This window comes from Thalassotalea sp. G20_0, from assembly GCF_017744175.1.
GTDB lineage: Bacteria > Pseudomonadota > Gammaproteobacteria > Pseudomonadales > Endozoicomonadaceae > Endozoicomonas.
This window is the reverse complement of the sequence record NZ_JAGHQV010000078.1, coordinates 1-14,196: the sequence shown is the minus strand read 5'-3', so window position 1 is coordinate 14,196 and position 14,196 is coordinate 1. Positions and strand designations below refer to the sequence as shown.

General features: G+C 47.6%; 16 protein-coding genes and 3 pseudogenes. 5 read left to right on the top strand and 14 right to left on the bottom strand.

The genetic code is table 11. From position 1 onward, the window contains the following. Positions 1–316: 316 nt before the first annotated feature. The 3 genes from J7438_RS23540 to J7438_RS27980 all read right to left on the bottom strand — a co-directional run bounded on the left by J7438_RS23540 (position 317) and on the right by J7438_RS27980 (position 1,476). Positions 317–721 carry a hypothetical protein gene (locus tag J7438_RS23540; protein ID WP_209278513.1) on the bottom strand — a complete coding sequence of 135 codons (405 nt, stop codon included), beginning with the start codon at positions 719–721 and terminating at the stop codon, positions 317–319. After that, positions 700–915: a hypothetical protein gene (locus tag J7438_RS23535; protein ID WP_209278512.1), complete on the bottom strand. Its 216-nt coding sequence runs from the start codon at positions 913–915 to the stop codon at positions 700–702. The genes J7438_RS23540 and J7438_RS23535 overlap by 22 nt, the downstream gene beginning before the upstream one ends. A 429-nt stretch (positions 916–1,344) precedes the next feature. Then, the gene (locus J7438_RS27980) at positions 1,345–1,476 is read right to left on the bottom strand and encodes a CpsB/CapC family capsule biosynthesis tyrosine phosphatase (RefSeq protein ID WP_286196860.1); all 132 of its coding nucleotides are present in this window, start codon (positions 1,474–1,476) and stop codon (positions 1,345–1,347) included. Between the two features lie 135 nt (positions 1,477–1,611). Between J7438_RS27980 and J7438_RS23530 the strand changes: the two genes are divergently transcribed. Then, positions 1,612–1,854, top strand: a complete 243-nt coding sequence (locus J7438_RS23530; RefSeq protein ID WP_209278511.1) for a type II toxin-antitoxin system Phd/YefM family antitoxin — start codon at positions 1,612–1,614, stop codon at positions 1,852–1,854. Further along, the gene (locus tag J7438_RS23525) at positions 1,854–2,195 is read left to right on the top strand and encodes a hypothetical protein (RefSeq protein ID WP_209278510.1); all 342 of its coding nucleotides are present in this window, start codon (positions 1,854–1,856) and stop codon (positions 2,193–2,195) included. The genes J7438_RS23530 and J7438_RS23525 overlap by 1 nt, the downstream gene beginning before the upstream one ends. A gap of 34 nt (positions 2,196–2,229) precedes the next feature. Here J7438_RS23525 and J7438_RS23520 read toward each other — a convergent pair whose 3' ends face one another. From J7438_RS23520 to J7438_RS23495, 6 genes and pseudogenes are all read right to left on the bottom strand, one after another. Next, a complete protein-coding gene (locus J7438_RS23520; RefSeq protein ID WP_353620184.1) occupies positions 2,230–3,624 on the bottom strand; it encodes an O-antigen ligase family protein in 1,395 nt (464 codons plus the stop codon). A 307-nt stretch (positions 3,625–3,931) separates the two neighbouring features. Continuing rightward, on the bottom strand, positions 3,932–4,339 hold the full coding sequence (locus J7438_RS23515; protein ID WP_209278508.1) for a VanZ family protein: 408 nt from the start codon (positions 4,337–4,339) through the stop codon (positions 3,932–3,934). A gap of 43 nt (positions 4,340–4,382) precedes the next feature. Then, entirely contained in the window at positions 4,383–5,408 is a 1,026-nt protein-coding gene (gene galE, locus J7438_RS23510; RefSeq protein ID WP_209278507.1) for a UDP-glucose 4-epimerase GalE, read from the bottom strand. Positions 5,409–5,601: 193 nt separating this feature from the next. Beyond that, positions 5,602–6,425, bottom strand: a pseudogene (galU, locus tag J7438_RS23505) (UTP--glucose-1-phosphate uridylyltransferase GalU). A gap of 116 nt (positions 6,426–6,541) precedes the next feature. Beyond that, complete coding sequence (locus tag J7438_RS23500; RefSeq protein WP_209278506.1) at positions 6,542–6,982, bottom strand: RipA family octameric membrane protein; 441 nt, start codon at positions 6,980–6,982, stop codon at positions 6,542–6,544. Positions 6,983–7,154: 172 nt separating this feature from the next. Further along, positions 7,155–8,534: a B12-binding domain-containing radical SAM protein gene (locus J7438_RS23495; protein ID WP_209278505.1), complete on the bottom strand. Its 1,380-nt coding sequence runs from the start codon at positions 8,532–8,534 to the stop codon at positions 7,155–7,157. 123 nt (positions 8,535–8,657) lie between these two features. On the opposite strand from J7438_RS23495, the gene J7438_RS23490 reads away from it, so the two are divergent. Continuing rightward, positions 8,658–8,873 (top strand): hypothetical protein, encoded by a 216-nt coding sequence (locus J7438_RS23490; RefSeq protein ID WP_209278504.1) that lies wholly within the window; start codon positions 8,658–8,660, stop codon positions 8,871–8,873. A gap of 147 nt (positions 8,874–9,020) precedes the next feature. On the opposite strand, the gene J7438_RS23485 is transcribed toward J7438_RS23490, so the two are convergent. Together J7438_RS23485 and J7438_RS23480 are read right to left on the bottom strand one after the other, a co-directional pair. Continuing rightward, positions 9,021–9,863, bottom strand: a complete 843-nt coding sequence (locus J7438_RS23485) for a transposase (RefSeq protein ID WP_286196859.1) — start codon at positions 9,861–9,863, stop codon at positions 9,021–9,023. Positions 9,864–9,929: 66 nt separating this feature from the next. Beyond that, a complete protein-coding gene (locus J7438_RS23480; protein ID WP_353620183.1) occupies positions 9,930–10,718 on the bottom strand; it encodes an REP-associated tyrosine transposase in 789 nt (262 codons plus the stop codon). A gap of 80 nt (positions 10,719–10,798) precedes the next feature. Between J7438_RS23480 and J7438_RS23475 the strand changes: the two are divergent. Beyond that, positions 10,799–11,119 (top strand): annotated as a pseudogene (locus tag J7438_RS23475) (transposase); the annotation flags it as partial. A gap of 353 nt (positions 11,120–11,472) precedes the next feature. On the opposite strand, the gene J7438_RS23470 reads toward J7438_RS23475, so the two are convergent. From J7438_RS23470 to J7438_RS23460, 3 genes are all read right to left on the bottom strand, one after another. Beyond that, complete coding sequence (locus tag J7438_RS23470; protein WP_209278502.1) at positions 11,473–11,736, bottom strand: DUF2442 domain-containing protein; 264 nt, start codon at positions 11,734–11,736, stop codon at positions 11,473–11,475. Beyond that, entirely contained in the window at positions 11,729–11,995 is a 267-nt protein-coding gene (locus tag J7438_RS23465; protein ID WP_209278501.1) for a DUF4160 domain-containing protein, read from the bottom strand. The genes J7438_RS23470 and J7438_RS23465 overlap by 8 nt, the downstream gene beginning before the upstream one ends. Before the next feature lie 145 nt (positions 11,996–12,140). Beyond that, a complete protein-coding gene (locus J7438_RS23460; RefSeq protein ID WP_353620182.1) occupies positions 12,141–12,992 on the bottom strand; it encodes an REP-associated tyrosine transposase in 852 nt (283 codons plus the stop codon). A gap of 906 nt (positions 12,993–13,898) precedes the next feature. Between J7438_RS23460 and J7438_RS23455 the strand changes: the two are divergent. Next, positions 13,899–14,196, top strand: a pseudogene (locus tag J7438_RS23455) (IS110 family transposase); the annotation flags it as partial.

Below are 14,196 nucleotides of genomic sequence, written 5' to 3'. Positions count from 1 at the left end.
TTAGAGAAGAAAAGCAAAAGCGGTTAATCAGTGTAAGAAGCCTGCAACGAGTTGCGCGGATAAAGTTCAAATGATGGCATAAAAGGTAAGACCTGCACTCCCTTGAACCTGACCGGGGTCAGGGCCCTTAGAGGCCGAAGACTTGATGAGGTGGGAGTGAGCGGATTCCATCAGGGCCAGAGGCATTGAGACCTCACCCCAAAGACCGGTCTCTTTATTAAGAGAATGGAAGCATTACTCTTTAGTCATGATGGAAAACTTATCCTTGCAAAGCGGGTCGGACCATATATGACCCCGGTTTTTTCCCCAGTTTTCCTTAGGCCGCCTTATAAACCCAAGCATCCTCGATAAATTGTTGCTGGACCCGTTCTCTGAAAAAACGCTGTTTATTCAATTGAACATCATCGTTTATGGCATGGGAGAATGCCTGAAAAACCTTGTCTGACCCATCAATCACAGTGATATCATGCAGAGAAAGTACCCACTCATCCGGATGAAAACGCTTCAACGCCTCATGTACCTGCTGGTACGCCCGCCTTGAGCCTGCAGTCCGAACCAAATCAGAAGCAATATAAAGCCTCCAAAGATGCTCATCGGGCAAAAACAGCCAAAACGCACCCAGAATAGGTTGGTCTGATACCTCTAGCAGATTTAGCAGCTTTTCTCCTGCCTGAATCATCTCATCACTCAGCTGATCTCTTACCAGAATTTCTTTAGCCATGGTAAAACCCCGGACTCCTGATCGGTGATGGCAGCAACAAGGTCAGCCGCTTTAACACGGCCGATATTCAAATCATATCGGCTCGTTTCTGCCCAATCCTTTACACTCAACCAATTGAGCATGAACAGTGGATTGGCTTTCTCATACTGTACAAGGGCATCTTGCAACCCCGCTACTTTTATCAGTTCTGTCAACCTGTGTGAGTGGCTGTCCCGGGCCAGTTTTTTATCCGGGAAATCGCATGCCTGCACCTTATGGCATATGCATACCTTAATGGCACACTCAACGGAATAACCTGCCAGATAATAAGCTCCATTATATGCCCTATGATCGAGAAGTAACTGAGCTTCCCGAATTCTCACGCCCGACAATTGCTCAAGCTCAGCCTTGTTCATAAAGATAATATGGCTCGCAATTCAACAGATCAAAAACTCTGAAGGTTAGCAGAGCCTGTGTGGATTGCAGAGTAATGCTTTGTGTTTTGGAAGCTAACGTCAAGGATCAAGACCTGACCCCGATTTTTGCTTTCTTTTGTGGCTCGCAATTCAACAGATCAAAAACTCTGAAGGTTAGCAGAGCCTGTGTGGATTGCAGAGTAATGCTTTGTGTTTTGGAAGCTAACGTCAAGGATCAAGACCTGACCCCGATTTTTCCGATTTTTCGACCCCGATTTTTCGCAGCAGCTCCAGGGATTGCTCCAGGGTGTCCGGCCCGTCATCAATAGCGGGAATAATATGGTTGTGAATATCAATCATCTTTACAGCCGTTGTCCGTGATCCGAAAAAGAGAAGAAAAGTGGTTACAGAAATCAGATCATGGACTTAATCTTTACCGCCCATCACCAGAACAGACTATAATCAGACCATTAACAGACCTATAGGGAGAACATCATGGAAACGCAAACCCTCAGCTATTTAAAACAAAATGCCGCAAAGCTGGATGTCATGGACGGTCCACTCCGTATTACCCAACACGGTCGGCCTGTTTACCGTATCTATTCTGAGCAGGAAGCCAGCATGAGAGATGAAGCCATCGCCCTGCTGAAACTGGCCAACCGTGCCGAACGGGATATTCGCGAAAACAATACCCTGACACCGGAAGAAGCCCTCAAGCGCCTGAGCGATGAAGGCTGATGAAACAGCCCGTCAATGTGGAAATAACAGAAACAGCATTTCAGACATTGCGCCAGCTCAAAGCCTATATGAGCCTGTTTATTACGCCCGACCAGCTCAACCTTCTTATGACCAGCCTGGTTCAACAGACCCAACAACTCATCGAAGAAGTACCCTGTCGCCCGGCCTGCCCAGAGCTATCGCTGATCGGCATACAAGACTATCGCCAACTCAATCTGCTTGAGAATTACAAAGTGCTGTACCGTCTTGACCTGCAAGCCAACAAAGCGTTCATTATCGCCTTTATGCGACAAAAGCAAAGCGCACAGAAACTGCTGGTTGATTTAGCCTTGATGCAATAAGAGCCGTTGTCCGCTTCCCGTAAAAGCATTCGTCTTATCTTTTTCGGGCAGCGGGGAGCGGGTGGCGGGAAGCGCCCGGCAGGGTCGGCAAATACCGAGCCAACCACCCCAAAGCCATCATGCAAACAAAATAAGCCGCATTAGAAGGAATCTGCAGGTTAAAATCCACCGACGAGTGAATCATAATCGCCAGAATCCCCATAAACGCCGCGAACCCCATCCCCACCATCAGCATATTCCGTCGCAAGCGCATGGCCTGAATGGCTTGCCAGGCAGTAAACAGCACCATCAGCCCCAGAATGGCATAAGCTGGAACACCAAACTCCAGGGGGAATTGCAGAAAATCATTATGGGCCAAATCGAAAAAGCCCCGCCAGGTACCATCATGATATTGCGGCAGGGTGGTATAGAAGCTGCCAGCACCGGAACCGGCAAGGGCAAAACCAGGAATGGCACCGATGGTTTGCGGGTTCACATCACTACGGGCTTCTGTTTGTACGTTGGTTCTTTCCAGCCGTTCCACTACCTCTTCCAGCCCGAACCACTGGCTGACAATAATGGTATCGATCACAAACAGGCTGACAAACAGAATCACCACACCACGAGTTAATTTTTTACGACAGATAACGTACAAAACCCCGGTAATCATCAGGCTGGAGAAAAACGCCGTATTGCCCATACGGGAGCGCCCCATCACCAGCCCGACCACCATAATGGCAATGGCGGTACGTAAAATCACTTTGTTGCTTAGCAGGGTTTTCAGGGTTTGTTGCCAGAACTCATGCCAGTCATGAAAGCGCCGTTCGTTCAGCTGACCCAGCAACAGGCCCATACCCACCGCCAGAGTCATTTCAAGGCAGCCGGAAAAACTATTCCGGTTAACAAAGGTACCGGTAGCCACGCCACGACCGGCTTCTTTCGGGCCAAACAAAGAAACCTCAGCACCAGAGAGCGTACTCAACGAACCAAACAACGCCTGAAACGCCCCGGCAATCACAAACACCCAGGCAATCACCCGCAATCGCTTCGGATCACTGACCAGCAACAACACCATGGCAAACAGCAGCGCATAGGCCAGCGATAACAGGGCATGCACCTGGGAAGCAAAAGGATCAAGGGAGAGATAAAGTGTATCCGGCACCGGCAGGTTTAATGCGCTGGCTGCTTCAACCTGAACCGACCAGGCCACCGGTGACAACTGCTGCACCATCGCCGCAGGCAGTGGCAACGACTGCACCCAAACCCAGAAAGCAACCAGCAACAACCCAATAAAAACCGGCGCACCTTTACGAAAGGCAGGGGTAACCGACAGATGCCCAAAACCATACCCCGCCAACCAGAAGGCCGACAGCATAAAAACACCCGCCTGCAAAATCCCCATGGCCCATTCGGGCTTGCTGCCATAGGGCAAGGGCAGCCAGGTAATCACCAGCAACAGAAAATAAACAGAAAACGGCTAAAACGGTTATCCAGCGTGGACAAGGCGGTAATCCTTAAACAGATTCAGGCATCAAGGGAATAGGCAAGCAGGGGATTATACCGGAGGAAAAAACAGGGGGAACCGCAATATCCGCTTATTATGTTCGCCTAACCTTCCCTGGGTATTGATAAACGGTGAATTGATAGAGCAGGATGCCAGAGCTACACAAAACAACAGAGACAAAACTCCGCAGTTTTTATGCCCTGACTGCGTTTGGGAACGGTAACGCTGAGAAAAAACCGGGAATAAAAGCTGACTATGCTCCACTAATTTCCGTAGTAGCCAGGGAGGGAGTCTTGCGGATTTTTCTCACCATAGCCGCCACCAGAAAGTAACCCGTAATCCCCGCCAGATTCGATAAAATATCCAGCAAATCCTGGTTACTGCCCTTCCGAAACCCCAGGGTATCCTGCAACACTTCCAGCAACACCCCAAAGGCCAACAACCCCAGTGGCTTATACCAGGTAAAGCGGACAGTAGGAAAGGCCAGGCCGTCAAGCATCAACGACAATATGAAAAATACAATAACGTGTTTTAATTTGTCGTTAACAAAACCGGTGGGGTCAATACTGCCGGGAATCACCGCCATCACAGTGCAGATCAAAATGGCAGTCACAAACACCAGCCGCTGCCAGAACAATTTACCACGTTTTTTGTCTTGCATTATGGGTCATCATCCATGAGGGATCATCAAACCTGAACAGGCGCTACCCATCCATTGAACCATATCCCTGGGGATTTTCCGATTGCCACTTCCACGCATGGACCATGATATCATCCAGCGAATACTGCGCTTTCCACCCTAACTCACGTTCGGCTTTTTCAGGGTGGGCATAGCAGGCAGCAATATCCCCCGGACGACGGTCAGCGATAACATAAGGCACCTGTCTGCCAGAGGCCTTTTCAAAGGCGTGGATCATCTCCAGCACCGAGTACCCCTTGCCGACGCCCAAGTTCCACACATGGCAGTCCCGGTTATCATCCGTCAATCTTTCCAGCGCCTTCACATGCCCACGGGCCAGATCCACCACATGGATATAGTCACGCACACCGGTGCCATCGGCCGTCGCATAATCATTGCCAAATACGTACAGCTGCTGCAACTTGCCAATAGCCACCTGGGAAATATAAGGCAACAGATTATTGGGTATACCGTTAGGGTCTTCACCGATCAGGCCAGAAGGGTGCGCACCTACCGGATTAAAATAGCGCAGCAGGGCGATATTCCATTGCGGGTCGGACTTATAAAGCTCCCACAAAATCTCCTCAATCACCAGTTTCGAATGGCCATAGGGATTGGTGGCCGACAGGGGAAAACTCTCTTCAATAGGCAGCGTATGCGGGTCACCGTACACGGTAGCGGATGAGCTGAAAATCAGCCGTTTGATATGATGGGCTGCCATGGCCTGGCAGAGCGTAATCGTGCCGCTGATATTATTGTCATAATACTTCAGTGGCATGGTGCAGGACTCCCCCACTGCCTTCAAGCCGGCAAAATGTATGACCGCATCGAATTGATGGGCCGACATTAACCGGTTTAACGTCTGCTCATCCCGGATATCACCCTCAACAAAAGGCAATGCCTTGCCGGTAATTTGCTCCACACGCCGAATAGCAGTGGGCGAACTGTTACTGAGATTGTCCAATACGATGGGGTCATGGCCGGCATTCAGTAACTCAACACAGGTATGGGAGCCGATATAACCCGCTCCCCCGGTAACGAGAATTTTCATTGTTGGAGCCTTTATTTTGAACCACAAAGCACACGAAGAGCACAAAGAAAAGAAAAAAGAAAAAAGAAAAAAGAAAAAAGAAAAAATCTTATCTTTTCCTTTGTGTTCTTTGTGTGCTCTGTGGTTCCAACTTCTTTAGCTCAGGTAAAGCAGATACCTAATGTAAGCACGTGGAATGACCGATGCACAGCGATCAACAATAAAGCGCGTCGTAACAATAATTGGTAGCCTCAATAAACCCGGCAATGCTGCCACAATCAAAACGCCTGCCCTTGAACTTATAAGCCAGCACACAGCCTCGTTGTGCCTGAGCCATCAGGGCATCGGTAATCTGGATCTCACCGCCTTTACCCGGTTCAGCATCCCGAATCAGGTCAAAAATATCCGGCGTCAGAATATAGCGGCCAATAATGGCCAGCTTGCTGGGGGCATCTTCTTTTGCAGGCTTCTCCACCATGTTTTCTACACGGATCAGATCATCAGAAATAGCCTGCCCGGCAATCACCCCGTATTTATGCACCTCATCCTCCGGCACTTCCATCACCGCTACAATAGAACAGCGAAACTGTTTATACAGCTGCGCCATCTGGGCCAGCACACCATTGCCTTCAGCATTGATGCAAAGGTCATCAGCCAGTACCACGCCAAAAGGCTGGTCACCAACCAGCGACTCGCCGGACAGAATCGCATGCCCCAGCCTTTCATCTCCCGTTGACGGGTATAAGAAAACGTGCATTCATTAATCATCTGTCGTATATCCGTCAACAGCGACTCCTTATCACTACCGGCAATCTGATGCTCCAGTTCATAATTAGCATCAAAGTGATCCTCCAGGCTGCGCTTGCCACGGCCGGTAACAATACAGATATCATTCATACCCGCCTGCAGCGCCTCTTCAACGCCATACTCAATCAGTGGTTTACTGACAATGGGCATCATCTCTTTGGGCATGGATTTGGTGGCCGGGAGGAAGCGGGTGCCGTAGCCGGCAGCGGGGAATAAGCACTTTTTAATCATGTTCAGACAGGTAATCAATGATCAATAGTTAGCTGGGCAGAATGAAGAGATGCATTACAAGATAATGCACTGTACCTATTGGCACCATTAGTATGAAAAAACAATCTCAATCTGATTCATGTTTTTTCTACAAAGTAAAAGCCATCAATAATCTGGCTAAAATCAAACACCGGTATAGCACTAAAATTAATGGATAACACCAACAAGGCAGCCCATGCCAGCAACAAGAAAAGACTGACTTTTATTGGAGCCCTGCCAACAGAAAAACCCCCGAGGATACACCAATTGATTACGCTCCAGCCTTTGGAGTCCAGCAACCGTTCACGAACGATTTTATTGACATCTTGACTGCTTACCGTAAATAACTGATAGGCTTCCCGGCTCTCAACTTTCTCAATCGTTTGACAAAGCTGCTTCTCGAAGTGGTCTACCCGGCTTTCCCACCACTCTTGCCAATATTTGGCACAGGAAGACATTTGTAGCTGATAAATCGATATCATTAAGCCAATCAGACAGATTAAAAACTCAATATAGGGTTTGCTTGCCTCGGTTTGCATAACAGCCGCAAGCAAAACCCCCTAGAAAAGCATAAAGAAATTATTTCTTTGAATTAGCTGACCTATTTCAAAATTTCTTGTTTGTATACTGATTTTATAAAGTGATTTGAGTGTATCAATATTTGAATCTTCCTTCATAACCCCTCATGTTGAAAGCCAACTTCCAATCAAATTAATGGTAAAGTTTACTGATATTAAAGCTGTATAAATCTTCATCAGCCACAACGTCATCCTTAAAGTCTTTAAAAGTATAATCCCGTGAAAAGTATGAAAAAGACTTTAATGCATAGTAATCAGCAGCATCCATAAACTGTTGCGATATTGTTTTGGATATCTCTATGGAATGTTCCCAGCTGATTTCATGGCTCAGGTTAATATTATTCACACCCTCTATTGGGGTATGGTTAACAGAAGCTCCATAGTTGGCTATTCCTGACAGATAGTTTTTAATACTTTGGTTCAGGCCAAAAACAATCTCCGGACCAGCCGAAACACCGGCAATAAACTTACTATGTTTCTCTAACCAATCAAAAGTCTCACTAATACTTTTCAAAGTTTCCCCTGCGGTAAGCAGAACGTTGACTTTTACCCTGATCTCATTCTCATGGCAAATCTTAAGCAGTTCAGATGCGGTAGCTAAATACTTCTCCGGGTTACTGGTTTTATTCATTCTTACCAGCTGGACAGGTGATGCACTCTCCAACCCAAGGTCAATAACTTTCAGCCCTGCTGCACACAATAAAGGGATATTACCGGGGAGGATACTGTCTACACGGCCTTCAGTTCGCCAGTTAAAATGCATATCTTGACTATCCATTTCATATATCAGATCTTTTATCCACTTTTTGTTTGGAGCGAACATTGACGCTTCAAAATAGGGTGTCATAGGTACCAGATTATCACGAATAATGATATCTCTCGCTTCAGAAACAACTATTCCTGCTTCCTTAAGTGGCTGTAAACGCTCATCTCTCTCCAGGCAAAACGAGCAGCCTTTACCGCAGCCTCTGGAAACCTCAATACTTGGCTGATACAGGTGGCGGTCATCGAGCAGCTGGTAATTTAGCCGCGGATATTTAGCGTTACTGGTTTTTGGTACGAAGTCACTCGGCACAGAGAAAGACTTCACGATCTCTACTATCTTATGATTAGCAGTACCAGGCACGAGGAGATCAGCCCCCGGTATCAACTCTTTCAGAAGCTCAGGCTCATCACCAATAACCCACCGGCCACCAACAATCACTTTGGAAGACGGCTTAATGGCTTTAAGCAGATTGATAAACCCGTTCACCCAGGGCAGAGCATAGAAGCTGGGTATGGATATCAGAATTGGGTGGCTGGTGTGCTCAAGCCCAAAGTTAAGGCATTTCTGAACCATGAAATCAGGGGAATCAAAATTACCCTGTAGTTGCACCGGATGAAATCCATTTTCTTCAAGTTCAGTAGCAAGTGATAACAACCCGTAATTTAAATATCTGTTTCTTCTATTAATGATATTATCTGCTTTTTTGGTTATAGTTTGCCCTGCACTTATACAAAAAATTCTTTCCATTTTAAATCGTAAATTTTCCTGAAAACTGGCTACTCTTGCCAGCGGAGTAAACTAACATTGCACTCAGCCGGTGCAACTGACAATAATACGAACAGTAACCAACCATCAGGAAGGCACTACCCGATGAAAAACAGTGAAACAGCGATACAAGAAATGCTGCAACAGGAGATAGGGAAAATACCCAGCGAACACCTGCCAGCACTATTAAGAATCGTCCACAGCTTCAGGGAGAGTGTTTCTCTTGGTACGGCGGAAGAGTCTTTTGAAAAAGGCTGGGAAGAAACCACCAAAGGGGGTTACCAACCTGTTGAAGAACTGTGGAAAGGGCTTGACCATTGAACAAGCTCTATTTCACTCCGGAATCCAAAAGAGCCCTGGGCAAATTATTAAAAATGGACAAATACCTTTCTGGTTCATAGTGGCTCAAACCTGTAGATCTAAAGCAAGGAGACAAGGCCAACTCATGAACACCGCCCAATACACACTTTATCCCTGACGCGCAATCATCTTGCTCACCGTGGAATAGTGCAGGCCAAAATAATCAGCGATGGCTTTTTGGGTGTAACCGCCGGAACCAAAAGCCGCACAAACAGCAGCCTCGATGGAATCAGAACTCGTTTGGTAAAACTCAAGAGGCCGTGCAGGTTTGCGTTTCTGCTTATGAGGCACTTCAGAAAGCGTCTTCCCTTTCACCGGCTTTTCAATATATTGCTGCTGATCCGAAACAAACTGATCATCACCCAGGTAGATCTGCTGTTTGAGATGAACCCAGATATTGATACCCACCCCTGCCAGCACAAAAGCAGCAAAACGTTCACAGGCTCGTTCCCGATCTTCTGAAAACTGCAACAGCATGGCATCGGTGGCCAGCCAGTCTGGTGACGGTAGCTCACCGAGAGTATAACGGTAACTACTCCACAACCAGTCAGCAGGGTGATCCACCATACGGGCACGTACCGGATTCAACACCACATAACGGCTCAACTCCAGAAGGTACGCCGATTTATCCACCAGAATGGCTTTGTAGCGCCCCTGAAAAAGATGGCCAACCCGCCCATAGCGTCGGTTAAACCGCGTGGTATAAACACCATTCAACTGTCGCATACCGGCAGACAGATTACCGTCAGGCGTTTCGACAACCAGGTGATAATGATTGGTCATCAAACACCAGGAATGAATCGTCCAGTTAAAGCGGTCACAGACCTCGGCCAGGGTATCCAGGAAAAGATTGAAATCCACCTCTTCCCGATAGATTGGCTTGCGTTCATTCCCACGAGAAGTCACATGATACAACGCACCTGCGTACTGAATCCTTAATGGCCTGCTCATCTCTTATGCCCCCAGCTTATAATCAAGGAGCTATAAAAGTAGAACAGGATTAAGGAGCGTCAAGATTCAAGACCTGACCCCGGTTTTGTAACCGCCGGAACCAAAAGCCGCGTAAACCGCAGACTCGATTGAATCACAACTCCGCTGGTAAAACTCAAGAGGCCGTGCTGGTTTGCGCCGCTGCTTATGGGGCACTTCAGAAAGAATCTTACCTTTTAACGGCTTTTCAATATATTGCTGTTGATCCGAAACAAACTGATCATCACCCAGATATATCTGCTGTTTGAGAAGCACCCAGATATTAATGCCGACACCTGCCAGCACAAAAGCAACAAAACGTTCACAGGCCCGCTCCCGAACCTCTGAAAACTGCAACAGCATGGCATCCGTAGCCAGCCAATCTGGTGAATCAAGCTCTCCGAGGGTATAACGGTAACTGCTCCACGGCCAGTCGCCAGGATGATCAACCATACGGGCCCTGACCGGGTTCAAAACCACATAACGGCTCAACTCCAGAAGATACGAAGATTTATCCACAAGAATCGCTTTATAGCGCCCCTGGAACAGATGCCCAACCCGCCCATAACGACGATTAAAACGGGTGGTATAAACACCATTCAGCTGTCGCATACCGGCCGACAAATTACCGTCTGGTGTTTCCACCACCAGATGATAATGATTGGTCATCAAACACCAGGAATGAATCACCCAGTTAAACCGGTCACAGACCTCAGCCAAGGTATCCAGGAACAGGTTGAAATCAACCTCTTCCCGGTAAATTGGCTTGCGCTCATTACCACGCGAAGTCACATGGTACAGCGCACCTGCGTACTCAATTCGTAATGGCCTGCTCACTTATATACCCCCAAGTAATAAACAAAGAGCTATAAAAGTAGAACAGTTTTAATACTCGTCAAGAATCAAGACCTGACCCCGGTTTTTTATCAGCATTTAAAAATGGCCGGGAAATGGCAGCTTGGCTTGGGCTGGTACCCAAACAGCAGTCTACCGGTGGAGTGCCCACTTTACTGGGTATCAGTAAACGGGGCGATACCTACCTGCGAACCCTGCTGATACACGGTGGTAGAACCGTTGTCAGGGTAGCTGATAAACACGACGATCGCCGTAATAACTGGATTAAAGAGCTTGATCAACGCAGGGGCAAAAATATATCAGCAGTGGCTGTTGCCGATAAAAATGCTCGCATTGCCTGGGCTGTGTTAACCAAGAAAGAGCCGTACAAGGCAGTAGCATGAACACAGGCATTAAACTATTAAACATTTGTCGTTAGACAAGAAAAGCAAAAGCGGTTAATCAGTGTAGAAGCCTGCAACGAGTTGCGCGGATAAAGTTCAAATGATGGCATAAAAGGTAAGACCTGCACTCCCTTGAACCTGACCGGGGGTCAGGGCCCGAAGAGGCCGAAGACTTGATGAGGTGGGAGTGGAGCGGATTCCATCAGGGCCAGAGGCATTGAGACCTCACCCCAAAGGCCGGATATATGGAAGCATTACTCTTTAAAAGCCATTGTGAAAACTTTTCCTTGCATCGCGGGGCGGACCATATATGACCACGGTTTCGGTTTTATTATGACAACTGCCAACTTCTCTTATGCAGCAGGCTTAACCAGTTTACCTGCTGCTTCCAGCCTCTTGTAAAGGCTGCCTGCACTAAACTCCAGACCATTCGGCCAGCACAGTGCTCCCAGCTCGATAAAGAATCGTTGAAAAAAAACAGTATCATGCAAAGCTTGAGTAAGGCTGGTTTTTTGTACCAGAACTTCACTAAAATCCATAACGCCAAAACTACCATCAGAAAAGTGAAGCTTAATTTCCTGATCTGACCGGTAAACTGCCTGAATTATTTTAATCATTATCAGCCCCCGCTATGCGCTCAAGTGGTTGGAGATGAATAGCTCTTTGCCAATTCTCTTCGAGCTCGGCTTGATGCGACAAACACCAATCACCAACAAGCTTTGCCGCTTTTTTGGGTAAACTACCTTCCAGAATATGGCCTGTTGATATGTCGACCAGTGCCTCATGCCCTTGATACTCTGCATGAACATGAGGTGGCGCATGGTCTGCATGGTACATTCGGATATAAATCCCAAAAAAGCTTGATATCACTGGCATCAGGAAACCCTATCGAAGGCATTATTATAATCATCAGATTAGCCAAACTTTGGCAGGCATCAATGATGCCAAACAGGATTATCAGCTATTGAACAGCAATAGCTACCAAAGAAGATTAAAAGAACAGGCTTTTCCTGCAAACTGACTACTGACAACCGCCCACTTTTTTAACCATCTTACTCACCGTGGAATAATGCAGCCCAAAATAATCAGCGATGGCCTTCTGGGTATAACCGCCGGAATCAAAAGCCGCGTAAACCGCAGACTCGATTGAATCACAACTCCGCTGGTAAAACTCAAGAGGCCGTGCTGGTTTGCGCCGCTGCTTATGGGGCACTTCAGAAAGAATCTTACCTTTTAACGGCTTTTCAATATATTGCTGTTGATCCGAAACAAACTGATCATCACCCAGATATATCTGCTGTTTGAGAAGCACCCAGATATTAATGCCGACACCTGCCAGCACAAAAGCAACAAAACGTTCACAGGCCCGCTCCCGAACCTCTGAAAACTGCAACAGCATGGCATCCGTAGCCAGCCAATCTGGTGAATCAAGCTCTCCGAGGGTATAACGGTAACTGCTCCACGGCCAGTCGCCAGGATGATCAACCATACGGGCCCTGACCGGGTTCAAAACCACATAACGGCTCAACTCCAGAAGATACGAAGATTTATCCACAAGAATCGCTTTATAGCGCCCCTGGAACAGATGCCCAACCCGCCCATAACGACGATTAAAACGGGTGGTATAAACACCATTCAGCTGTCGCATACCGGCCGACAAATTACCGTCTGGTGTTTCCACCACCAGATGATAATGATTGGTCATCAAACACCAGGAATGAATCACCCAGTTAAACCGGTCACAGACCTCAGCCAAGGTATCCAGGAACAGGTTGAAATCAACCTCTTCCCGGTAAATTGGCTTGCGCTCATTACCACGCGAAGTCACATGGTACAGCGCACCTGCGTACTCAATTCGTAATGGCCTGCTCACTTATATACCCCCAAGTAATAAACAAAGAGCTATAAAAGTAGAACAGTTTTAATACTCGGGAGAGTAGACCGGCGGAACTTCCCCGCCAGCCCCTCGCAGAACGGTACGTGAACCTCTCGATTCATACCGCTCCCATCAGGTAAGTCAATCCCATATTCATGGATCAATTTGATAGAGAGCTTGCAACCTTGCAGGACAATTTATCGTCTTGACCCCATATGAAAATAACTCTGTTTTCTCTAAGAATTCCTCCGGCCTATCAGGTTGCTGGCTACACCTTAAAACAGGCATCCAGACAAGATCCCAACAATTCCGTTGATCCTTATTGAAAACCACCCGACACTGCCCCTTTGCTCCACCTCCATTACAGAGGCCTCATCACTACTACGAGCAGCTCCGTCCCAGTGCATGGCATCGGTACTCAATCCCTTGTGGTTGTAGCCACTTGGGAGTCTCCCTTAGCATCCACGCGACTGGTTCCCGCAGTTCCATAGAAGAGCCCAGTACAGATTCATGCCACCTCTACGCCGGACACCACCTGCACAGCATTCGGAGTTCACTTGCAGATTTATCCCGGAAGTTCTTGAGGCCTCCGGTTTTGATGTCAAAAGAGTCTTTTACGACGCCTCAACGGTGGTTCGAGTTTACTCATCTCTCTGTACCACACATGCCAGGTCAAGCCTGACTTTTCCTCATCGCTCACGACCAGCACTCTTAATGACAGCCGCATGAGGTAGTTTGAAGCCGACTTCCGACAGTAGACTTCGGTGGACCTACCACCATCTCTTCCATAGCTTTCACGTGTTTCAGGACTCCATCCGTTGAACTCCCAAAATCGTGCTACGGCACACTCAAGAATCAAGACCTGACCCCGGTTTTTGACCCCGGTTTTCGCAACGGCCCAGCATGCGCTTTGTACCAACCAAAACTATTGAGCAGCAGGATATTCAGAGCCTGCACAGAATACGCAGCCAGGCCGTGGCCAGAAGGACGGCATTGGGTAACCAGATCAGAGGTTTGTTAATGGAATACGGGGTCATTATTCCCAAGGGCATAGCCTTCATCCGTAAACAGATACCCCTGGTTCTGGAAGATGCTGAAAACGGTTTAACAGTGTTGTTCCGTGAACTGCTCAGTGAACTGTACGAAGAGATGAAACACCTGGACGAGCGAGTAGAAAAGCTTGAACAAAAGCTCGAAACCA

Excerpts from the sequence above, each read along its gene's own strand:
- J7438_RS23540 (WP_209278513.1), bottom strand. The coding sequence starts at position 721 with ATGGCTAAAGAAATTCTGGTAAGAGATCAGCTGAGTGATGAGATGATT.
- J7438_RS27980 (WP_286196860.1), bottom strand. The coding sequence starts at position 1,476 with ATGATTGATATTCACAACCATATTATTCCCGCTATTGATGACGGGCCG.
- J7438_RS23530 (WP_209278511.1), top strand. The coding sequence starts at position 1,612 with ATGGAAACGCAAACCCTCAGCTATTTAAAACAAAATGCCGCAAAGCTG.
- J7438_RS23525 (WP_209278510.1), top strand. The coding sequence starts at position 1,854 with ATGAAACAGCCCGTCAATGTGGAAATAACAGAAACAGCATTTCAGACA.
- J7438_RS23515 (WP_209278508.1), bottom strand. The coding sequence starts at position 4,339 with ATGCAAGACAAAAAACGTGGTAAATTGTTCTGGCAGCGGCTGGTGTTT.
- galE (WP_209278507.1), bottom strand. The coding sequence starts at position 5,408 with ATGAAAATTCTCGTTACCGGGGGAGCGGGTTATATCGGCTCCCATACC.
- J7438_RS23500 (WP_209278506.1), bottom strand. The coding sequence starts at position 6,982 with ATGCAAACCGAGGCAAGCAAACCCTATATTGAGTTTTTAATCTGTCTG.
- J7438_RS23495 (WP_209278505.1), bottom strand. The coding sequence starts at position 8,534 with ATGGAAAGAATTTTTTGTATAAGTGCAGGGCAAACTATAACCAAAAAA.
- J7438_RS23490 (WP_209278504.1), top strand. The coding sequence starts at position 8,658 with ATGAAAAACAGTGAAACAGCGATACAAGAAATGCTGCAACAGGAGATA.
- J7438_RS23485 (WP_286196859.1), bottom strand. The coding sequence starts at position 9,863 with ATGAGCAGGCCATTAAGGATTCAGTACGCAGGTGCGTTGTATCATGTG.
- J7438_RS23470 (WP_209278502.1), bottom strand. The coding sequence starts at position 11,736 with ATGATTAAAATAATTCAGGCAGTTTACCGGTCAGATCAGGAAATTAAG.
- J7438_RS23465 (WP_209278501.1), bottom strand. The coding sequence starts at position 11,995 with ATGCCAGTGATATCAAGCTTTTTTGGGATTTATATCCGAATGTACCAT.